18 protein-coding genes are annotated in these 20,025 nt (G+C 68.2%); 10 read left to right on the top strand and 8 right to left on the bottom strand.

Annotated elements, in window-relative coordinates; all coding sequences use genetic code 11:
• Nucleotides 1–8 precede the first annotated feature (8 nt).
• Nucleotides 9–584: a hypothetical protein gene (locus G1H10_RS05580; RefSeq protein WP_163733895.1), complete on the bottom strand. Its 576-nt coding sequence runs from the start codon at nt 582–584 to the stop codon at nt 9–11.
• A 192-nt stretch (nt 585–776) separates the two neighbouring features.
• Between G1H10_RS05580 and G1H10_RS05585 the strand changes: the two genes are divergently transcribed.
• From G1H10_RS05585 to G1H10_RS05615, 7 genes are all read left to right on the top strand, one after another.
• Complete coding sequence (locus G1H10_RS05585; RefSeq protein WP_163733898.1) at nt 777–2,033, top strand: glycosyltransferase family 4 protein; 1,257 nt, start codon at nt 777–779, stop codon at nt 2,031–2,033.
• 226 nt (nt 2,034–2,259) lie between these two features.
• On the top strand, nt 2,260–2,637 hold the full coding sequence (sdhC, locus tag G1H10_RS05590) for a succinate dehydrogenase, cytochrome b556 subunit (RefSeq protein WP_163733901.1): 378 nt from the start codon (nt 2,260–2,262) through the stop codon (nt 2,635–2,637).
• A 6-nt stretch (nt 2,638–2,643) separates the two neighbouring features.
• A complete protein-coding gene (locus G1H10_RS05595; RefSeq protein ID WP_163733904.1) occupies nt 2,644–3,108 on the top strand; it encodes a succinate dehydrogenase hydrophobic membrane anchor subunit in 465 nt (154 codons plus the stop codon).
• A 25-nt stretch (nt 3,109–3,133) separates the two neighbouring features.
• Entirely contained in the window at nt 3,134–4,888 is a 1,755-nt protein-coding gene (gene sdhA, locus G1H10_RS05600; RefSeq protein WP_163733906.1) for a succinate dehydrogenase flavoprotein subunit, read from the top strand.
• The gene (locus G1H10_RS05605; RefSeq protein WP_163733909.1) at nt 4,888–5,652 is read left to right on the top strand and encodes a succinate dehydrogenase iron-sulfur subunit; all 765 of its coding nucleotides are present in this window, start codon (nt 4,888–4,890) and stop codon (nt 5,650–5,652) included. Before sdhA ends, G1H10_RS05605 begins: the two co-directional genes overlap by 1 nt.
• A gap of 398 nt (nt 5,653–6,050) precedes the next feature.
• The gene (locus tag G1H10_RS05610; protein WP_163733912.1) at nt 6,051–7,133 is read left to right on the top strand and encodes a sigma-70 family RNA polymerase sigma factor; all 1,083 of its coding nucleotides are present in this window, start codon (nt 6,051–6,053) and stop codon (nt 7,131–7,133) included.
• Entirely contained in the window at nt 7,130–8,575 is a 1,446-nt protein-coding gene (locus tag G1H10_RS05615; protein WP_216852930.1) for an MFS transporter, read from the top strand. The genes G1H10_RS05610 and G1H10_RS05615 overlap by 4 nt, the downstream gene beginning before the upstream one ends.
• Before the next feature lie 42 nt (nt 8,576–8,617).
• Here the strand turns inward: G1H10_RS05615 and G1H10_RS05620 are convergent, their stop codons facing one another.
• From G1H10_RS05620 to G1H10_RS05635, 4 genes are all read right to left on the bottom strand, one after another.
• Nucleotides 8,618–9,856, bottom strand: coding sequence for an RNA polymerase sigma factor (locus tag G1H10_RS05620; protein ID WP_163733915.1), 1,239 nt, complete (start codon nt 9,854–9,856; stop codon nt 8,618–8,620).
• A 34-nt stretch (nt 9,857–9,890) separates the two neighbouring features.
• Nucleotides 9,891–10,247 carry a YciI family protein gene (locus G1H10_RS05625; protein WP_163733918.1) on the bottom strand — a complete coding sequence of 119 codons (357 nt, stop codon included), beginning with the start codon at nt 10,245–10,247 and terminating at the stop codon, nt 9,891–9,893.
• A gap of 153 nt (nt 10,248–10,400) precedes the next feature.
• Nucleotides 10,401–10,757, bottom strand: a complete 357-nt coding sequence (locus G1H10_RS05630; RefSeq protein WP_163733921.1) for a YdeI/OmpD-associated family protein — start codon at nt 10,755–10,757, stop codon at nt 10,401–10,403.
• Nucleotide 10,758: 1 nt separating this feature from the next.
• Nucleotides 10,759–11,175, bottom strand: coding sequence for a VOC family protein (locus G1H10_RS05635; protein ID WP_163733923.1), 417 nt, complete (start codon nt 11,173–11,175; stop codon nt 10,759–10,761).
• A gap of 213 nt (nt 11,176–11,388) precedes the next feature.
• Here G1H10_RS05635 and G1H10_RS05640 point away from each other — a divergent pair, with 213 nt between their 5' ends.
• The gene (locus G1H10_RS05640) at nt 11,389–12,363 is read left to right on the top strand and encodes a helix-turn-helix transcriptional regulator (RefSeq protein ID WP_163733927.1); all 975 of its coding nucleotides are present in this window, start codon (nt 11,389–11,391) and stop codon (nt 12,361–12,363) included.
• A 153-nt stretch (nt 12,364–12,516) separates the two neighbouring features.
• On the top strand, nt 12,517–12,933 hold the full coding sequence (locus G1H10_RS05645) for a hypothetical protein (protein WP_163733930.1): 417 nt from the start codon (nt 12,517–12,519) through the stop codon (nt 12,931–12,933).
• Nucleotides 12,934–12,991: 58 nt separating this feature from the next.
• Here G1H10_RS05645 and pcrA read toward each other — a convergent pair whose 3' ends face one another.
• Together pcrA and G1H10_RS05655 are read right to left on the bottom strand one after the other, a co-directional pair.
• Nucleotides 12,992–15,394 (bottom strand): DNA helicase PcrA, encoded by a 2,403-nt coding sequence (gene pcrA, locus G1H10_RS05650; protein ID WP_163733932.1) that lies wholly within the window; start codon nt 15,392–15,394, stop codon nt 12,992–12,994.
• An 878-nt stretch (nt 15,395–16,272) separates the two neighbouring features.
• On the bottom strand, nt 16,273–16,443 hold the full coding sequence (locus G1H10_RS05655; RefSeq protein WP_163733935.1) for a hypothetical protein: 171 nt from the start codon (nt 16,441–16,443) through the stop codon (nt 16,273–16,275).
• A gap of 124 nt (nt 16,444–16,567) precedes the next feature.
• Here G1H10_RS05655 and G1H10_RS05660 point away from each other — a divergent pair, with 124 nt between their 5' ends.
• Nucleotides 16,568–18,361, top strand: a complete 1,794-nt coding sequence (locus G1H10_RS05660) for an asparagine synthase-related protein (RefSeq protein ID WP_163733938.1) — start codon at nt 16,568–16,570, stop codon at nt 18,359–18,361.
• Nucleotides 18,362–18,435: 74 nt separating this feature from the next.
• On the opposite strand, the gene G1H10_RS05665 is transcribed toward G1H10_RS05660, so the two are convergent.
• A complete protein-coding gene (locus G1H10_RS05665; protein ID WP_163733941.1) occupies nt 18,436–19,761 on the bottom strand; it encodes an MFS transporter in 1,326 nt (441 codons plus the stop codon).
• Between the last annotated feature and the right edge of the window lie 264 nt (nt 19,762–20,025).

Genomic DNA, 20,025 nt, shown 5'->3' on the forward strand with positions numbered 1-20,025 from the left:
TCGATCGGTCAGTGGATCTGGTGTACCGACGTCTCCTGGTCAGCCCGCACCACCAGGTACCGCTCGCCGCGGCCGACCTTCCGCCCGATCGGAAGATTCTGCCGGCCGCTGCCGAGCCGACCGGCGAAGATCGGTGTCTGATGCATCCGGTAGAGCGGATCGAGCCGGTGCATCATGACGCCGACTTCCGCCGGACGGGTCATCATCAGCACCACGCGATTGTTGACCTGCTCGTACATTGCACTGGCAACTATCTTTTGGCCGCCGGATGGTATGCTTATTGCTTCTTGAATCTGCGCCACAATCAATGGCGGTATAGGCGCGAGCCCATCTACCACCTTGAGTGCCGGATTCTGGTCTTTAAGCGCCGTCACGACTGTTTCTCTCTTCGCGCCGCGCACGGCACGCCCGAGCGCCAGAACATCTACCGTTGTGGCATCGATACTGCTGGCTCGGTCGAGGTCTGTCTCCTGGATGACATCCATGCCGAGGTGCGTTAACGTGCGCCCCAGCTCATCGAGTACCCGGGCGCGCTTGCCGAGAAGTAGCACTCGCGCCACCTGCTGTTCTGCCTCCGCCGTCATAGGCCACCCCTGCCTGCGCCGCATTCCGCCGTCCCTTGACAAAAATCATGGGCATCCGTTTAGCCGAAAGTCACGACCCCATCTCTCATGCTGAGACTCGTTCCCATTGCCGGGTCAATCGACGTCTGATGGTTACCGTTCATTCACGTTGGCATCGCCACGTCGCCATCGGCGGACCACAGCGTATATGTCATGCGCGTCGCGATCATTACGGAGTCGTTTCTGCCGCAGATCAACGGGGTCACCAACTCCGTTTGCCGGGTGGTCGAGCAGCTCACCCGGCGCGGGCACGACGCATTGGTCGTCGCTCCCGGTGACGGGATCACCGAGTACCTGGGCGCGCCGGTGGTGCGGGTGCGCTCGGCCACGCTGCCCGGAAACCAGGACAGCGTCGTGGGGCTGGCGACGTGGCGCCGGGTGCGTGGCCCGCTCCGCGACTTCCAGCCCGACGTGGTGCACCTGGCGTCGCCGGCGTGGCTCGGCAAGGCCGGCATGCGAGCGGCGGCGAGCCTGGACATACCGACCGTGGCGGTGTTCCAGACCGACCTCGCCGGATTCGCCCGCGGGTATCGCCTGTGGCGGCTGGTGGGCGACGGCATGATCTGGTCCTGGCTGGGCCGGATTCACGAACAGGCCGACCGGACGCTGGCCCCGTCGTCGGCGACGATGCAGCAACTCGCGGCTCACGGCTTTCCGCGGCTGGCCCGGTGGGGCAGGGGAGTCGACCTGATCCGGTTCCACCCGAGCCACCGGGACGAGCGACTACGCCGGGAGATCGCCGGCCCGGGAGAGGTCATCGTGGGTTACGTCGGGCGCCTCGCGCCGGAGAAGCGGGTTTCCGCGCTGTCGGTGCTCCGCGACCTTCCCGGTGTCCGGTTGGCGATCGTCGGCGGCGGGCCGAGCGAGTCCGCACTGCGCAGGGAGCTTCCCGACGCCGCGTTTCTAGGGTTCCGCACCGGCGAGGACCTGTCCCGGGCATATGCCAGCCTGGACGTCTTCGTGCACACCGGGCCGGCGGAGACGTTCTGCCAGACCGTCCAAGAGGCGCTGGCGTCGGGCGTTCCGGTGGTCGGCCCCAACTCCGGCGGGCCGGTGGATCTGATCACCCCGGGCCGCAACGGCTTCCTCGCCGACCCGGACGATCCCGCGCAGCTACGCGCCGCGGTGCAGAAGCTGGCGACCGATCCGGAGCTACGTGCCGGCATGTCCACCGCCGCCCGCAGGTCGGTGCAGGGACGTTCCTGGGCGGCGATCTGTGACGAACTGCTCGGGCACTACACCGCGGCGATCGCTCGCCACACCGCGCAGCGCGCCTCTTCCGCACCCCCGACCGGGGCCGTCGGTACTGCGGCGGAGACGCACGACGCGCAAGAGCTGACGCGGCCGCGCACGGTGCAGGCTTCGCACCGTGCACAGAGCGCGCGGGTACGCAGGACGCAGCGCGCGTAGGGACTCGCGTAGGGACTTATGTCACACGGCAGAGGTGAGATTCACCACGGATCTCGCCTCTATGGCCAGCTACGATGAACGCCGGTCGCAGCCAGATTGCTGCGGCTGGGCGTACTCGGACGAGCTACCCGGCGGCGTACACGGGGAGGGCGTTCCCCTCGATGCGGCGCGGCCGGAGTCCATGATGGTGCGCCCCGAACTCGAGACATGCGAAAGGTGACCTCCCGTGCCCAAAGCGCCGGCAGGCACGCTCTATCGCGGCCGTGAAGGCATGTGGTCGTGGGTGGCCCACCGGGTCACCGGCATCGGCATCTTCTTCTTCCTCTTCGTCCACGTGCTCGACACCGCGTTGGTCCGGGTCTCCCCAGAGGCCTATAACGACGTGATCCACACGTACCAGACGCCGATCGTCGGCCTGCTGGAGGTCGGTCTGGTCGGTGCGGTGATCTTCCACGCCTTCAACGGCGTCCGGATCATCCTGGTGGACTTCTGGGGCAAGGGCCCGCGGTATCAACGGCAGATGCTGGCCGGGGTGCTGATCATCTGGGTCGTCCTGATGGTGCCGTTCATGATCCGTCACCTCTCTCACGTGTTCGGAGGCTGATCACCCATGGCTGCTACCACGATCGCCGCGCCACGTTCCCCGCGCTCGCCACGTTCTCCGCGCCGGATGCGTGGCCGCACCAACACCGAGCTGTACGCCTGGCTGTTCATGCGAGTCTCCGGTGTGCTGCTGATGGTGCTGGTCTTCGGGCACCTCTTCGTCAACCTGATGGTCGGCGAGGGCATCAACGCACTCGACTTCGCGTTCGTCGCCGGTAAGTGGGCCGATCCGTTCTGGCAGGTCTGGGACCTGCTCATGTTGTGGCTGGCGATGATCCACGGATCCAACGGGCTGCGCACCATCATCAACGACTACGCCGAGCGCGACCAGCTTCGGATGTGGCTGAAGGTCGGGCTGTACACGGCCGCGGCGATCACCATCGTCCTCGGCACGCTGGTCATCTTCACCTTCGACCCGTGCCCCGCCGACGCGGCGGCCGAGCTCCTGCCGTCGTTCTGCCCGGCGCCGTAGTCGCGCGAGAGAGTAAGGACATCTGATGCAGACACACCAATATGACGTGGTGATCGTCGGAGCCGGGGGAGCGGGGATGCGCGCCGCCCTGGAGGCCGGGCAGCGGGCTCGCACCGCCGTGATCACCAAGCTGTACCCGACCCGTTCGCACACCGGCGCCGCCCAGGGCGGTATGTGCGCCGCGCTGGCCAACGTCGAGGAGGACAGCCCGGAGTGGCACACCTTCGACACGGTGAAGGGTGGCGACTTCCTGGTCGACCAGGACGCCGCGGAGATCATGGCCAAGGAAGCCATCGACGCGGTCCTGGACCTGGAGAAGATGGGGTTGCCGTTCAACCGCACCCCGGACGGCACCATCGACCAGCGCCGGTTCGGCGGGCACACCCGTAACCACGGCGAGGCGGCCGTGCGGCGCGCGTGCTACTCGGCGGACCGCACCGGCCACATGATTCTGCAGACGCTCTACCAGCAGTGCATCAAGCACAACGTGGACTTCTTCAGCGAGTTCTACGTGCTGGACCTCATCTTCAACGAGGTCGACGGGGAGCGGCGCACCGCCGGCGTGGTCGCCTACGACCTGGCCAGCGGCGAGATCCACGTGGTGCGGGCCAAGTCCGTCGTCTTCGCCACCGGCGGCGCCGGCAAGGTCTACAAGACGACGTCCAACGCGCACACCCTGACCGGTGACGGCATGGCGATCGCGTACCGGCGCGGGGTGCCGCTGGAGGACATGGAGTTCTTCCAATTCCACCCGACAGGGCTGGCCGGGCTGGGCATCCTGCTCTCCGAGGCGGCGCGCGGCGAGGGCGCGATCCTGCGTAACTGCGACGGCGAGCGGTTCATGGAGCGGTACGCGCCGACGCTGAAGGACCTGGCCCCGCGCGACGTCGTCGCTCGTGCGATGGCGAACGAGGTGCGCGAGGGTCGTGGCGCCGGGCCGAACAAGGACTACGTGCTGCTCGACCTGACCCACCTGGAGCCGGCGCACATCGATGCGAAGCTCCCGGACATCACCGAGTTCGCCCGGACCTACCTGGGCATCGAGCCGTACACCGAGCCGGTACCGGTGTTCCCGACGGCGCACTACGCCATGGGAGGCATCCCGACGACGGTGGAGACCGAGGTGCTGGCGGACAACGAGCGGGTGATCCCGGGGATGTTCGCCGCCGGTGAGGTGGCGTGTGTCAGCGTGCACGGCGCGAATCGGCTGGGCACGAACTCGCTGCTGGACATCAACGTCTTCGGGCGTCGGGCCGGGATCGCGGCCGCGGCGTTCGCGGCGAAGGCGCCGTGGGTGGAGCTTCCAGAGTCGCCCGAGGCGGACACGGTTGCTCTGCTGGAGGGCATGCGCGAGCGCGAAGACGGGGAGCGTATCGCCGACATCCGGCGCGCCTTGCAGGAGACGATGGACGCCAACGCGCAGGTCTTCCGGTCCGAGGCGACGCTGAAGCAGGCGCTGGCCGACATCGCGTCGTTGCGTGAGCGGTATGACCGCGCGTCGGTGCAGGACAAGGGGCGGCGGTTCAACACCGACCTGCTGGAGGCGGTCGAGCTCGGCTTCCTGCTGGATCTGGCCGAGGTGATCGTCACCGGTGCGCTGGAGCGCAAGGAGTCCCGCGGCGGGCACTTCCGTGAGGACTACCAGAACCGTGACGACGTCAACTACATGCGCCACACCATGGCGTACCGCACCGAGAACGCCGACGGAGGAGCCGCGGTCCGGCTGGACTTCAAGCCCGTCGTCGTCACCCGTTACCAGCCGATGGAGCGTAAGTTCTGATGACCGTGACCACCGAGGCTCCCGTCAAGGAGACGCCTGATGCCGGCGGTGTGCCGTCGTTCCAGGTGACGATGCGGCTGCGGCGCTTCAACCCGGAGTCGGACACCGAACCGCGCTGGGAGGACCACACCCTCACCATGCACGGCACCGACCGGGTGCTGGACGCGCTGCACAAGATCAAGTGGGAGATCGACGGCTCGCTGACGTTCCGGCGCTCCTGTGCACACGGCATCTGCGGCTCGGATGCAATGCGGATCAACGGTCGCAACCGGTTGGCCTGCAAGACGCTGCTGAAGGATCTGCCCCTGGACAAGCCGATCAGCGTCGAGCCGATCAAGGGTCTGGCGGTGATGAAGGACCTGGTGGTCGACATGGAGCCGTTCTACGCGGCGTACAAGTCGATCATGCCGTTCCTCATCACCACCGGGAACGATCCGAGCCGGGAGCGGCGGCAGTCGCCGGAGGAGCGGGAGCGCTTCGATGACACCACCAAGTGCATCCTGTGCGCGGCGTGCACCACGTCGTGCCCGGTGTACTGGTCCGACGGGCAGTACTTCGGGCCGCAGGCCATCGTCGGGGCGCACAGGTTCATCTTCGACAGCCGGGACGAGGGCGCCGAGGAGCGGCTGGAGATCCTCAACGACCGCGAGGGCGTGTGGCGCTGTCGGACCACGTTCAACTGCACCGATGCCTGCCCGCGCGGCATCGAGGTGACCAAGGCGATCCAGGAGGTCAAGCAGGCGCTGCTGTTCCGCCGCGTCTGACGTCGCGTCGGTCGGTGCCGCGCCCACTTCCTGAGCGTAGGTAACGTATAGGGCCCGTGTTGGGTGCCCGACGCGTTACGTACGCTCAGGAAGTCCGACCAGCCCGGGTTCAGGTGGGGCTGGCTGAGGAACTCGGCGCGGGCAGCAGCCTTGCGTAGCAGGAGCGTGCAGAGCGCATGCGGGCCAATGGTCAGCCTTGCAAACGTGGCCTAGGACATCGGCGAGGCGCCGTTGGCGCGCCGAAGTTCGGTAAGGTCATTTAGCTGTTCGTTTGGTATACCAAACTGGCCGCTGCCAGGCCATCGAGGTGACCAAGGCGATACAGGAAGTCCTCGGCCGTCGACGATGTCCGCGCGCCGGCGCGATTCCTCTGGGTCGTTTCCCTGGTCCATATATGTGTGACCCCCACACACGTACAGAATCGAGAAGCGGCGACGCCGGATGACGGCGAGTTCGCTGCTCGCACCGAACCGTTCCGGCGCGAGCTCCTTGCGCATTGCTATCGCATGCTGGGCTCGGTGGATGAGGCCGAAGACCTGGTCCAGGAGACGTACCTGCGAGCGTGGCGGTCGTACGGCGGCTTCGAGGGCCGGTCGTCGCTGCGCAGCTGGCTCTATCGGATCGCGACCAACGTATGCCTGACAGCGCTTGAACGCCGCGATCGACGCCCACTTCCATCCGGCCTTGGCGATCCGACCGAGGACGCCGCCGGCGTGTCCCTCGAACCGGTGCGCGACGGCGTGACCTGGCTTCAGCCGGCACCGGATGAGTGGCGGAGTCCCCTGACCGCGGATCCGGCGGCGGTCACCAGCATGCGAGGCAGCCTCCGGCTGGCGCTCGTCGCCGCCTTTCAGCATCTATTGCCCCGGCAACGGGCCGTGCTGATCCTGCGGGACGTGCTCGACTGGCCGGCGGCCGACGTCGCGGACATGCTCGGCACCACGACGACGGCCGTCAAGAGCACCCTGCAACGAGCCAGAGCACAGCTGAACGCGGTGTCCCCGGCCGAGGACGGGATCGTTGAACCGCCGCGGACAGATACCCGTGAGCTGCTGGAGCGGTACATGAAGGCGTTCGAAAACGCCGACGTCGATGGGCTGACGCGGCTCCTCCGCAAGGAAGCCACCTTCGAGATGCCGCCGTTCTCGGAGTGGTTGGTGGGACGGGATGCAATAGGGCGGTTCGCCGCAGCGCGAATCTTGGGCTCGCCTGGCACGGTTCGCATGGTCGCCACGGCCGCCAACGGTCAGCCGGCCGCCGCGGCCTACCGGCTGGCCGACGACGGCGCCTACCGCGCTCATGCGCTTCACGTGCTGACCGCGACGCCGACGGCGATCGCCGGGGTGGTGGCATTTCTTGAGCCAGGGCTGTTCGCGCATTTCGGCCTGCCCCCGAGGTTGCCGTCAGCATCAGCCTCGGCTCTGGCCGCCGCGGCGAACCCGGAGCCGAGCGCTGTGGCGAATCCGGAGCCGTCGCGGTGACCGCGCCATCTGCCCAGACGGGCGTGGTGTCGGACGTCGCTCGCGGCGGCACCGTGCGTTCGCGTCCCGGATGGACGCTGGTCCTGGCCGGGCTCGGGGCGTTCCTCGCGTCGCTCGACGTCGTCGTTGTTGCCACGGCCCTGCCGACGCTGCGGGTCGATTTGGGTGCGAGCCTGTCGGACCTCGAGTGGACGATCAACGCCTACAACCTGGCCTTCGCCTGCCTGATGCTGACCGGCTCGGCGATGGGGGACCGCTTCGGCCGGCGCCGGATCTACGTCGTCGGCCTGGCCGTCTTCAGCCTCGCCTCCGCTGCGTGCGCGCTGTCGACCGGGGCCGACGCGCTCATCATGGCGCGAACCGTCCAAGGTGCCGGAGCGGCTCTGGTCTTGCCGTTGACGCTGACCCTCATCAGCGACGCCTTCCCGATCGAGAAGCGAGGCGCGGCGATCGGTGTCTGGGGCGGCATCACCGGCCTCGGCGTGGCGGGCGGGCCGGTGCTCGGCGGTGCGATCACCGAAGGTATCGCCTGGCAGTGGATCTTCTGGATCAACGTACCGATCGGCATCGCGGTGATCCCGGCGTGCATGCTGTGGCTGCGTGAAAGCCGTGGTCCCCGCCCGCACCTGGACATCACCGGTCTTGTGCTGGTGGCACTCGGGCTGTTCGCCCTGACCTGGGCGCCGGTGAGAGCCCCGGTCGTCGGCTGGAGCAGTCTGGAAGTCGTCGGCTCGCTGGTGGCCGGAACGCTTCTGATGGTCGCGTTCCTGCGATGGGAACGGAGGGTGCCGCATCCGATGTTGCCGTTGGCGTACTTCCGGCTTCGTGGCTTCTCCGCCGCGAACGCGGTGATCTTCTTCCAGTTCCTCTCTCTTCTGGGTGCGCTGTTCATGATCAGTCAGCTGTTCCAGGTCGGGCTCGGCAACAGTCCCTGGGAGGCCGGCCTGCGCATCCTGGTCTGGACGGGCATGCCCATGCTGGTCGCGCCGATCGCCGGTGCGCTGGCCGACCGCCTCGGCGCCAAGCCGTTCATGCTGAGCGGCCTGATCCTGCAGTCGGTCGGGTTGGGTTGGCTGGCAATCGTGGCGGAACCGGGAGTGGCGTACGGCACCTTGGTTCCGTCCCTGGTCATCGCCGGCGCCGGCATCGGGATGATCTTCGCCACGACGGCGAGCGCCGCGACGTCCGCCGTCCCGATCGACGACACCGGTGTGGCGGCCGGGACCAACACCGCGCTGCGGGAGGTCGGCGGCGTATTCGGCGTCGCGATCCTCGCGGCCGTGTTCGCCCACTACGGCGGGTACGCGTCGCCGGAGGCGTTCATCGACGGGTTCACGTCCGCCATGTGGGTCGCTGCGGCCGTGCCGCTCGCCGGCGTCGTCGCGGCCCTGTTCGCGCCGTCGAGGTCCGAGGGCACGCACCCCACTCAGCTGCGGCGGTGACGTGGATACCTCCGCTCTCACGGGCGCTGAGCTGAGCGGCGTTCACCCTGGCAGATGAGCCCGTACGTCGGCCAGGCGCCGGGTGAGAAACGCGTGCTCGACGTCGTTGCCGGTGAGCGCGAGTGCCTCTTCGTAGGCGGCCGCGGCTTGGCTCCACTGGCCGAGCCGGCGGAGAAGATCGGCACGGGCGGCGCTGAGGTAGCTGTAGGTGGCCAGCGCCGGCTCGGCCGCAAGCGGGGCGAGCGCATCCAGGCCGGCTTGAGGGCCATCGCGTAGCCCGATCGCGACGGCGCGGTTGAGCCGGACAACCGGGGAGGGCCACATCCGCAGCAGCGTGTCGTACAGCCCGACGATCTCGGACCAGTCGGTCTCCTTCCAGCTCGGAGCCTCGGCGTGCACGGCGGCGATTGCGGCTTCCACGGCGTAACGCGTGGGTGGCCGGCGGCGTAGCGCGCCGGTCAGCAGGGTGACGCCCTCATCGATGAGCGTGCGGTTCCAGCGTGTCCGGTCCTGCTCGGACAGGAGCAGCAGCCGACCGTCGGGTGACAGACGGGTGTCGGCACGAGCGTCGTTGAGCAGCAGGAGCGCGAGCAACGCGGCCACGTCGGCGTCGACCGGCATCAGCAGATGCAGCATGCGTGCCAGGCCGATGGCGCTGCCGGCCATGTCCCGGCGGGTCAGCCGTTCGCCGGATGGAGCGGTATGGCCGGTGGTGAAGATCAGGTAGACCACCTCGAGGACGGCGCTGACGCGCTCCGGCAACTCGTCCGGAGACGGGACGCGGTACGGGATCCGCGCGGTCGTGATCTTCTTCTTGGCGCGGGTGATCCGCGCAGCCATCGTCGGCTCCGACACCAAGAACGCGTGCGCCACGTCCGCGGTGGACAGGCCGCAGACGAGCCGCAGGGTCAACGCGACCTGTGCCTCCCTGGACAAGGCGGGATGGCAGCAGGTGAAGATCAGGCGCAGCCGGTCGTCGTCGAGGGTGTCTTCCGGAGCGGGCGCCGACGTGTCGGTGGCCAGCAGCGGCATCGCCCGCCGGAACGCCGACTCTCTTCGCAGCACGTCACGAGCCCGGTTGCGCGCGATCGTCGTCAACCACGCGCCCGGCCGTGCCGGAATGCCCGTCTGCGGCCAGGTCTGTAGCGCCTGAGCGAACGCGTCCTGGGTGCACTCCTCCGCCAGATCCAGATCCCGGGTCAGTCGCGCGGTCGTCGCGAAGACTTGGGGCCAGTCGCGGCGGTGCGCCAGCTCCACCGCCGCGACAACCTTAGGGTTCATCGGTGCTGCACCGTTCGTTATCCGTGGACCAGCGCTATCCGTGGTCCACGACCGGACGGATCTCTACCCCGCTGTGCGAGGCGTGCGCCTCCGGCAGCTGCGACGCCAAGCCGATCACCTCGTCGAGGTCGGCCGCCTCGAGCAGGTAGAACCCGCCCAGTGCCTCCTTCGTCTCCAGGAACGGCCCGTCCGTCGTGGTCACCCGACCGGCTTCGTCCGAACGCAACGACGTCGCCGTCGTAGACAGTTCCAGCTCCTCGCCGCCGACGATCTTCGAGCCGGCCTTGGTTCTGAAGGCGGCGTGTGCGGCCTCGTGAGACTCCCGCTGCGCCGAGGTCATCGCCCCCCACTCCTGGGCGTCTCCGTAGATCAGGACCATGTACTTCGTCATGTCTCCATCCCATCACTCCGCGGCCCCGGTTGGGACCTTCTACCTCACCGACGAACGGCACTGACGCTGGATCGACAGCCGGTTGCGGGATTCTGGCGCCTGGACTCACGTAGCCCTTGGGTCGTGTCGGCGTCGAGCGCTCCAGGCGAGCGATTACGGGGTGAGCGGCCACATGCCGTTGGCTTTGGCCGCGTCGATCATGGCTTGACCGCGCTCGGTCATCAGGCCGAGTCCGATCAACTTCTCCGCTCGCTCACGGTTGAGGGGGCTCCACGAACTGCGCTTCCGCCGCGGAGTGAACCGCAGCCTTGAGCTGGTGGCGTCGTGCTTGCGGTGCAGGCCGTCGATCCACCCGAAGCACAGTGCCTGCTCTACGGCTTCGTGGTAGCGCGGGCTCGGAATATCGCTGTTCTTGTGCTGGATCACGAGCCAGACCTCGTTCTCGGTCGCACTGTTCTGAGCGAGCCATTCGCGCCATTCGGCGGCCGTGCGCACAGTTATAGTCGTCATCTCACGCACCCGCCTGCGCTGTGCGGACGTCCAGATAGTGCTGGCTATGCATCACTCCGAGGACGTTGCCGAACGGGTCAACCACGGAGGCGGTGGTGAAGCCGGGTCCTCGTTCGATCGGCTCCTGATGGACGGTGGCGCCGAGGGACAGCAGCCGCTGGTAGCTTGCCTGAACATCGTCCACGGCCCAGTACATCACCGCGCCGCCGGCCTCGCCCGATCGACTGTGCGGTGCGAATCGGCTGTCGAGGATGCCGAGCTCGTGTTGGTAGTCGCCGACGCGGAACTCGACGTACGCGGGCGTTCCGTCGACAGGGCGGGCGAAGTACGGCTCGATGCCGAGTACGTCGGTGTACCAGGCGACGGCCGCCGGCACGTCGTCGGCGAAGTAGGTGATGGTGGTGAGTCCTCGCAACATCGTTGCTCCTCTTTGCGTCTGAGGCCCTGGTCGTGGACCACTCGGATGGCGGTGTCGCGTCGGCTCTCGGGCCCATGATCATCGAGGATCTGGGGCGTGTGGACCCCCTGGATCCTCGATGATCATCGGACGTGGGAGCCGACGCTGTGTTGATTTCCATCATTGGCCCTAAAGTGCTCACCAACTGAGCACTTTTTCTGCCAGTCTTGAATCATGCGTGCGGATCGGCTCGTAGCGGCCTTGTTGCTGATGCAGTCTCGTGGGCGGGTGACAGCGGCTGAGCTGGCCGACGAGCTCGAGGTCTCGGTCGCGACGGCGCGCCGGGACCTGGAAGCGATGTCGGCCGCCGGAATCCCGGTGTACCCGCAGCCGGGTCGGGGCGGCGGCTGGGCCCTGGTGGGCGGCGCGCGGACCGATCTCAGCGGCTTGTCGGCGCCGGAGGCTCAGGCGCTGTTCCTGCTGGTCGGCCCAGCCGCGGCCGTCTCCGATGAGGCGAAGGCCGCGCTGCGCAAACTGGTGCGTGCACTGCCGCAGACCTTCCGGGCCGATGCCGAGGCCGCCGCGAGCACCACGATGATCGACCCCACGCGGTGGGGCGAGCGTGACCGTCGGCGCCCGGAGGTGGTGGACCTGTTGCAGTCGGCCGTCGTCCGCCGGCGCAAGGTGCGTCTGGCCTACACCAGCGGTTCGCGGGAGCGGAGCGAACGGCTGGTGGATCCGTGGGGTCTGGTCGACAAGGACGAGGTCTGGTACCTGATCGCGGGTACCGAGCGCGGACAACGCACCTTCCGGGTTGACCGGATCGACCATGCGGAGCCGACGGACGAACCCGCCGAGCGGCCGGACGACTTCGAGCTCGCCGCCGCCTGGAACAGGGTCGTCGGCGAGATGGAGCAGCTGCGCTCGCGCACTTGGGCGACCGTGCTGATCGAGGAGCGATACGTGCCGATTCTGCGTGACCATTTCGGGCGGCACTGCGAGGTCGACGGAGCGGGCGGCCGCGATATCGACGACGGGCGCACCCGGGTCCGCGTCGGCGCACCGACCCCGCTGGACATCGCCCGCAACCTGGCCGGCTGGGGCGGGGCGGTCGAGGTCCTCGACCCGCCGTCGGTCCAGGACGAACTGGGCCGGATCGGTGCTGAACTGGTCAGCCGTTACGGCAGCGAAGCGGGGCGGAAAGGCTGAGAATGCCTACTGTTCGGGTGGGTCTGGACCCAGTAGGGTGTGTTGCGCCGATCGCGCGATTCCTGCTGAGCTGCACGACGAAAGGGCTGCCGGGTGAGACGATTCCTCGTTGGCGTTGCGGCGGTAGTGGCCTTGCTGGTCGGGGTGGCCCCGATGGCCCATGGCGGTGGAAACTCCACACTGCCGTCGCCGAATCCGAACGCGGTGCTGCTGGCCGGTCCGTGCGGCTCGTCGTACAGCCACACCGGCCATTACGCGATCAAAGCGTCGGGTACCACGATCGGCCATCTGGACGTGTACTGGTCGTCAAGCGCCAAGCGGAACTGTCTGGTGACCAACCACTCCGGGCCGTCATACGGGGTGCGCGCGTACACGGAGGCGAGGATCCGTCCGAGCGGGTACAGCTGGCCGAGCTGCCCGTCGAGCACCGGCTGTGACGGGGGCTTCTACTCGTACTATGCGGGCCCGGTGTACACGCCGCGGGGCGTCGACATGTCGAACCGATGCATCGACATCACCGGAACCGTCGACTGGTCGTCACGGACGCTCACCCGGGTGCACTGCGGCTGACGCCCGTCACCGGCGGCCCGTTGCCCGGGCGGCTACAGGCGCCGGGCGGGGCCGTCCCCTAGAGCTTCTCGATCGGGGCGAAACGCAGCATCAGCGTCTTGAGCCCCTCGTCGCCGAAGTCGACCGTGACCTGAGCCTGTTCACCCTCACCCGAGGTCGCGACGACGGTGCCGAGACCGAAGGCATCGTGGTTGACGCGGTCTCCGGCGGAGAGCATCGGTACCGCACGGGCCGGCGCGCTGTTCCGGCCCAGACGGGGCGCCCTCGGTGTGGTCCAGCGGGACTGATCCGCTTCGGTGCGCTTCCAGTCGATCAACTCGTCCGGAATCTCGCCGAGGAACCGCGACGCCGGGTTGTGGCTCGGCGCACCCCAGGCGCTGCGCACCGTCGCACGAGAGAGATAGAGCCGCTCGCGCGCCCGGGTGATCCCGACGTAGGCCAGGCGGCGCTCCTCCTCCAGCTCGCGCGGTTCGCCCAGAGCCCGTTGGTGCGGGAAGACGCCGTCCTCCATGCCGGTGAGGAACACCACCGGAAACTCCAGACCCTTGGCCGTGTGCAGCGTCATGAGTGTGACGACGCCCTCATGGTCGTCGCCTTCGGGGATCTCGTCGGCGTCGGCCACCAGGCTGACCCGCTCCAGGAACCCGGTGAGCGTGCCCACCTCCTCGTCGGCCTGGCTGACGTCGTACTCGGCGGCGACGGCGATGAGCTCGCGGAGGTTGTCCACCCTGGTCTCGTCCTGCGGATCGTCCGACTCGTCGAGCTCGGCCATGTAGCCGGTCCGCTCCAGCACGGCCTCCAAGATCGCCGCGGGGTCATGGTCGTCGTCGACCATCCGTCGTAGTTCGTCGGCGAGTGAGACGAAGCCCTCGATCGCCTTGACCGACCGTGCCGCGATGCCGGGGGCGTCGGCCGCACGTCGCAACGCCTGCCAGAACGTGATCCGCTCGCGCTGCGCGAGGGCGTCGATCATCGCTTCCGCCCGGTCCCCGATGCCACGCTTCGGGACGTTGAGAATGCGCCGCAGCGAGACCGTGTCTTCCGGGTTCGAGAGGAAGCGCAGGTAGGCGAGGGCGTCCTTGATTTCTTTGCGCTCGTAGAAGCGGACCCCGCCGACGACCCGGTACGGCAGCCCGACGCGGATCAGGATCTCTTCCAGTACCCGCGACTGCGCGTTCGTCCGGTAGAAGATGGCGACATCGCCCGGATTGGCCTGCCCCTCGTCGCTGAGCCGGTCGATCTCCTCCGCGATGAACTGCGCTTCGCTGTGCTCGTCGTCGGCGACGTATCCGACGATCTTCGCACCGTCGCCGCTCTCGCTCCACAACCGCTTCGGCTTGCGACCCTCATTGCGCGAGATCACCGCGTTGGCGGCGGAGAGGATGGTCTGCGTGGAGCGGTAGTTCTGCTCCAGCATCACGACGTGCGCGTCCGGATAGTCCTTCTCGAACTCCTCGATGTTGCGGATGGTGGCGCCGCGGAAGGCATAGATCGACTGATCCGCGTCGCCGACCACACACAACTCGGCCGGCTCCACCGCGTGCGCGTCCGCGTCGCCGGAGCCACCCGGGGCGGCCGCCGTCCCTGCGCCGCCTACCAGCTCACGCACCAGCACATACTGGGCGTGGTTGGTGTCCTGATACTCGTCGACCAGGATGTGCCGGAATCGGCGGCGGTAGTGCTCGGCGACGTCCGGGAACACCTGCAGCAGGTTGACCGTGGTCATGATGAGGTCGTCGAAGTCGAACGCGTTCGCGTCGGTCAGCCGCTGCTGATACATCGCGTAGGCCTCGGCGATGGTGCGCTCGTGGTGGTTGCTCGCCTGGGCTGCCGCCGTCTCGTGATCGATCAACTCGTTCTTGAAGTCACTGACGGCGTAGCTGAACTTCTTCGGCGGGTACCGCCGCGGATCCAGGTCGAGGTCGCGGCAGACCAGCGCCATGAGCCGCTGCGAGTCCGCCTGATCATAGATGGTGAACGACGAGGTGAACCCGAACCGCTTGGCCTCGCGGCGCAGGATGCGCACGCAGGCGGAGTGGAACGTGGAGACCCACATGATCTGTGCGCGTCGCCCGACCAGTTCGGTGACCCGCTCCTTCATCTCACCGGCGGCCTTGTTGGTGAAGGTGATGGCCAGGATCGAACCCGGATGGACGTTGCGCTCCGCCAGTAGGTAGGCGATGCGGCGGGTGAGTACCCGTGTCTTGCCCGACCCGGCTCCCGCGACGATCAGCAGCGGGGGACCGTGGTGCGAGACCGCCTCGCGCTGTTGCGGGTTGAGCCCGTCCAAGATGGACTCCGGGTCGGCGCGCCGCCCCTCACCACCGCCGCCGTCGGACGACTTCCCCGACGGCCCGGCCGTTGTCGCGGCTCGCGAGCGGGCAGGGGACGGCTCCTTTCCGGGCACCGGAACGGATGCCGGGGGCGGCAACAGCGCGGGCTGTTCTGTGGGTGTGCTCATCGTGAGAACTACCCTATGCGGACGGACCGACAGCGACGAGTCGGCCGGTTGGCGGCGGGCGCGGCGCCAGCGCCGTGCCGTTCACTCCCGGTCCCCGCCCCGGCACCTCTCCGCACGACAGACGACACGGTCTGGCGGGAACCGGCACGATGTCGCACGACAGACCGCACGGTCTGCCGCAGGCCGGTTCCAGGTCACACGACAGACGACACGGTCTGCATGGTGAGCGGCCGTCCGTCACACGACGGCTCACACAGAGGGGTCGTGTGGGCGGTTGTGCGCGTGCCGGCCGATAGACACCGGGTTGTGTGAGCGGTCGTGCGAACCGGGGCCGCTAAATGCCGCGTACCCACGACTGTGCGAGCTGTCGTGTGCGTCTTGACCGCCCAGAGCGGTCAGACTGATCACGACACAGTTCACGACTCGATCGAGCGGCCGAAACTGACACAACTAATCGCACGACAACGGCGACGCGGCCGGTCGGCGACCACAACGACGATGCGGCTGGCCCGGGGGCGACGACGATGCGGCTGGCCCGGGGGCGACGACGATGCGGCTGGCCGGACGACAGCGACAACGACGCATCCGGCCGCACGGCTCGAGTGACGGCGTCCGCCTACGCCACACGCCGTCGCACTTGCCGTGGTGGCTGATCTGCCGGAGTTGGCACACGCTGCCACGGGACTCGAGTCGCGACGCCACCCCGCATGTGACCTGCGCAAACGCACCGTAAGGAGCAGAACACGCCAGAGAGGGTACACACACGCACTTTGCCGCTAGCCAGCCGTTGATCCGGCGACACCGCTTGCGCGGGTGCCAACGTGAAAGGCCCCGGTCGGATCTGATCCGGCCGGGGCCTTGACGGTGGAGCCTGACGATCAGGAGAAGCCGCCGTTGTCTCCGTTGGCGGAGCATTCCCCATGCTGGTCGATGTGGTGCGGCACGTCAGGGCTGTCCTTGGGCGGCGGGCCCGACAGCGACGGGTTGCACCGGCTGAGCGTGAGCTCGACGACCGATCCGATGACGGTGATCTCTGGGCGCTGATACATGGAGCGCCTCCCCCCTTTGCGAGACTGCGTTGTCCCGCCCTCACTCCTCGAGGCATTCGATGCCTCCTCTAATGGAGGCGGATACTATCATGTCGCCAAGGGGTTGGCGACTGAGGGGGATGTCATGGCGGTCGGGGCGATTGCTGGTGCGATATCGCGGCAGGTCAAACTCGATCCGGGAGTCGTCGTCCGGATGCTTGACGAGGTGCCGCACCGCGGCACCGTGGTCCAGACATTGGAGCGTGGCAACGCGGCTCTGGGCGTGGTGGGCGACGGGATCCACAGCGTATCGAGCCTTGGTGTCCACGGGCGTATGTCGTGCGCCCTGTTGGGCCCGCTCGACAACGTCGCCGAACTCGGGCGCGAACTCGGGCTGCACGGCGAACCCTTGGGGCAGCAGGACGCCGCACGGGTGGTGGCGGCTGCGTTCGTGCGCTGGGGAGCGGCCGCCGCGGGCAAGCTCCGAGGCGCGTTCGCGTGCATCGTCACCGACGGTGAGCGTGCATGGTCGTTCCGGGACCATATCGGCGGCCGGCCGTTCTTCTTCCGCGACGACGGCCACACGTGGTGGGGAGCCAGCGAAGCCAAGCAGGTGGTGGCCGGCGCCGGACTCGACCGGCGACCGGACCTGGACGCGATCGCCACGACGTACTTTCGGGGCGTCTCCTCCGACGCCGCGCTGAAGGGCGTGTCCAGGCTGCGTTACGGCAGCATCCAGACGGTCGGTCCGCACGGCAGCACCGAGGACCTGCACTGGAACCCGGGACCCGAGATGCTGGAGACTGCACGGCTGTCCGTCGACGACGCCGTGGATGAGCTCACTGAGGTGATGCGGCGCGCGGTGGAACGTACCGTGCACGGCGCGGACGCGGTGGCGCTCAGCGGCGGGATCGACTCACCGGCGGTCGCGGCGTTCGCGGCACCGCGGCACCAAGAGCTGGCAGGGATTCCGCTGCACGCGTACACCTACGTGTATCCGCATCAGTCGACGGTCGACGAGAGCCCGTACACCAGGGCGGTGGCCGAGCAGCTGGGCATTCCGCTGAAGGAGTTCGAGGTGACCTCCGGTCCGCTGGACGAACTGGACACGTGGGTGGCGCTCGCCGACGGGCCGTGGGACAGCCTGCCGATGGCCACGGCGGCCTACGGGTACCGGGTGGCGGCTGGGTTCGGTGCGACCCAGGTGCTGACGGGCACGCTCGCGGAGTACGTGTTCACGATCAACTCGTTCCTGCTCGGGCATCTCGCCTCGCACGGCCGCTGGCGAGCCCTGGCCGACCAGATGTCGAAACGGCGGGCCGCTGGGATGGGCCGGCGGCGGCTCGCCCGGCGGCTGGTATGGGAGCTGACGCCCGCTCCGGCCGGAAAGTTCAAGGCGTGGGCGGTCCGCAGACGGTCGAACTTCTTCCCGCTCTGGACGGACATGACGGTGGTCGGTGGCTACCGGTACGAGACTGCGCTGCTGAACCCGGTGCGGAAACGATGGACGACGCCCACCCTGCAAGCGGCTCGGGGCACCACCACGACCTCGGAGGCGATGGAGATCTGCGCCGCTGCGGAAGGCGTGACGGTGCGTCAGCCGCTGGCTGACCGGGACCTGTGGGAGTGGTTCCTGCGGCTGCCGGCAGAGGTTAAGTTCCCCGATACGGTGCCGAAGTCGATCGTGCGCAGGGCGCTGCGCGGGCGGGTGCCTGATACGGTGCTGGACCGTCGTGACAAGACGTTGTTCGACGAACACGTCATGGACACGGTGCCGTGGGATCGGCTGCGGCATTACCTCAGCGACACCGACTACCGGATGCCAGGGATCGACTATGCGATGCTGCTCGACCGGGTGGATCGCAAAGCGCTCCGCCCGGTCGAGCTCATCTGGGCCTACGACCTGTGCGGCGTGCACGCGTTCGTCAAGACGTTCTAGCTGCCAGTCGGGGCGTGTCACCTGTCCGGCGGCGGTGATTGTCCGGCGACGCCGGCCGTCAGGCGTGCCGGCCGTCAGGCGTGCCGGCCGTCAGGCGTAGGGGGTGACGTGCTCGGCCGGCCGTGCCCGCGCCGCGCCCGGACCAGGAGCAGCGCGATCAACCCGTACACCGCGGCCCATCCGGCGAACAGCGTGCCATGGCTTGCCACCGTCGACGCCGCACCGTAGACGACGAAAACGCCGATGGTCGCCACCTCGGTTCCCAGCCCTGCCACCGAGGTGACGGTCGAGCGAGCCGCGCCGCTGATCGTGCGCTGAAGCCGGGCGTCGGCGGCGATCTGCACCATCTGGAACACACAGAAGGCGGCACCGATCAGCGCGAACCCGACGAGCGCGGCGGTCGCAACGGTCGTCCCGGCCGCCGCTGATACGCCATCTGCCGACGCCCCGCCCGCCGGCACGCTGCCCGCCAGCGCCCTGCCTGCCAGCACCCCGCCCGCCGCCAGCGTCGCTGCCGCGAGCGTGAGTGTGCCGGCGATCAATGGACGCGGCAGACGCCCGGCGACCTCGCCCAGCAAACCTCCCGCGGCTACTCCGGCGTAGACAAGCAACAGGAGCAACGGGACCGACGCGGTCGACACGCCCGCGTCGACGGCGAGCAGCGCGAGAAACTCGTCGAGCGCGCCCCAGACCGCGGCGACCGCCACCAGGAACACGATGGCGACACGGACGCTGCGTCGGGTGCGGACCTCAACCATGCCGGCCCGAAACACCTGCGCGAAGCCTGGGCCGGTGCTCTGTACCGGGTCGCGGTCACGGTGCTCCGGTAGTCTCGTTGCGACCATCGCGCAGGCCAGGCAGGCCGCCACGCTGGCGGCGCCCACCGCGGGGTAGCCACCGACGGCGAAGACGGGCCCTGCCGATGCCATCGCCACCGCGGCTGCCACCGTGCTCGCGGTCTGCGTGCGTCCGATCACCCTCGCGTACCGGTCGGCGGATTCGAGCCGTTCCAGCTCGGTGTAGACCAGCGCCTCGAACGCCCCGGACCGCAGAGCGCTGTGCGCACCCCACAGGACGAAGCCGACGGCGAACGCGGGATAGGAGGGTGCCAGGACCCAGAGCGCGTATCCGGTGCCGGCCAGCAACGGTCCGATCGTGAGCAGGGTGCGCCGGGAGACGGCGTCGGCCAACACACCGGAGGGGACCTCCAGCAGGATGTTGGCTGCCGACCAGATGACGAACAACGACGATATCTGCGCGGTGGACAGCCCAGATTCGGCGAACAGGACCGCGTACAGCGGATAGAGCAGGATGAACTCTTCCAAGAACGCGTACAGGTAAAGACGACGAGCCAACCGGGCCGCGGACACACCACGGCCACGTGAAATGCGAGCGAGCATGAGACCTTCCTGATGAGGAGCCGGAGCGGACGCGGAGCGTGCGAGCTCGGAGGTCCGCGGGCTCTCGCACCGGGGAGGTCTATCGGCTCAGATCAACATCGCCAGGTCATGCCAGACATCATAGCCAGACACCGCCATGGCGCCGAGCGGCTTTCGGCGTCGCCGCCGTGTGGTTTCGGGGTCGCTGGGCGGCTTCGGCCGTCGGTGGCGAGACCAGCCGGCGATCGCCGTATCCACCGATCGGTTGATACGGCAATCTACCGA

The sequence above is a fragment of the Phytoactinopolyspora halotolerans genome (genome assembly GCF_010550675.1).
GTDB classification, from domain to species: Bacteria; Actinomycetota; Actinomycetes; order Jiangellales; family Jiangellaceae; genus Phytoactinopolyspora; species Phytoactinopolyspora halotolerans.

What these genes read in the sequence shown, in the direction of transcription:
- G1H10_RS05655 (WP_163733935.1), bottom strand. Translation starts at nt 16,443, where the DNA reads ATGTATCAGCGCCCAGAGATCACCGTCATCGGATCGGTCGTCGAGCTC.
- pcrA (WP_163733932.1), bottom strand. Translation starts at nt 15,394, where the DNA reads ATGAGCACACCCACAGAACAGCCCGCGCTGTTGCCGCCCCCGGCATCC.
- G1H10_RS05640 (WP_163733927.1), top strand. Translation starts at nt 11,389, where the DNA reads ATGCGTGCGGATCGGCTCGTAGCGGCCTTGTTGCTGATGCAGTCTCGT.
- sdhA (WP_163733906.1), top strand. Translation starts at nt 3,134, where the DNA reads ATGCAGACACACCAATATGACGTGGTGATCGTCGGAGCCGGGGGAGCG.
- G1H10_RS05580 (WP_163733895.1), bottom strand. Translation starts at nt 584, where the DNA reads ATGACGGCGGAGGCAGAACAGCAGGTGGCGCGAGTGCTACTTCTCGGC.
- G1H10_RS05645 (WP_163733930.1), top strand. Translation starts at nt 12,517, where the DNA reads ATGGCCCATGGCGGTGGAAACTCCACACTGCCGTCGCCGAATCCGAAC.
- G1H10_RS05660 (WP_163733938.1), top strand. Translation starts at nt 16,568, where the DNA reads ATGGCGGTCGGGGCGATTGCTGGTGCGATATCGCGGCAGGTCAAACTC.
- G1H10_RS05585 (WP_163733898.1), top strand. Translation starts at nt 777, where the DNA reads ATGCGCGTCGCGATCATTACGGAGTCGTTTCTGCCGCAGATCAACGGG.
- G1H10_RS05665 (WP_163733941.1), bottom strand. Translation starts at nt 19,761, where the DNA reads ATGCTCGCTCGCATTTCACGTGGCCGTGGTGTGTCCGCGGCCCGGTTG.
- G1H10_RS05625 (WP_163733918.1), bottom strand. Translation starts at nt 10,247, where the DNA reads ATGACGAAGTACATGGTCCTGATCTACGGAGACGCCCAGGAGTGGGGG.
- G1H10_RS05630 (WP_163733921.1), bottom strand. Translation starts at nt 10,757, where the DNA reads ATGACGACTATAACTGTGCGCACGGCCGCCGAATGGCGCGAATGGCTC.
- G1H10_RS05605 (WP_163733909.1), top strand. Translation starts at nt 4,888, where the DNA reads ATGACCGTGACCACCGAGGCTCCCGTCAAGGAGACGCCTGATGCCGGC.
- G1H10_RS05635 (WP_163733923.1), bottom strand. Translation starts at nt 11,175, where the DNA reads ATGTTGCGAGGACTCACCACCATCACCTACTTCGCCGACGACGTGCCG.
- G1H10_RS05595 (WP_163733904.1), top strand. Translation starts at nt 2,644, where the DNA reads ATGGCTGCTACCACGATCGCCGCGCCACGTTCCCCGCGCTCGCCACGT.
- G1H10_RS05620 (WP_163733915.1), bottom strand. Translation starts at nt 9,856, where the DNA reads ATGAACCCTAAGGTTGTCGCGGCGGTGGAGCTGGCGCACCGCCGCGAC.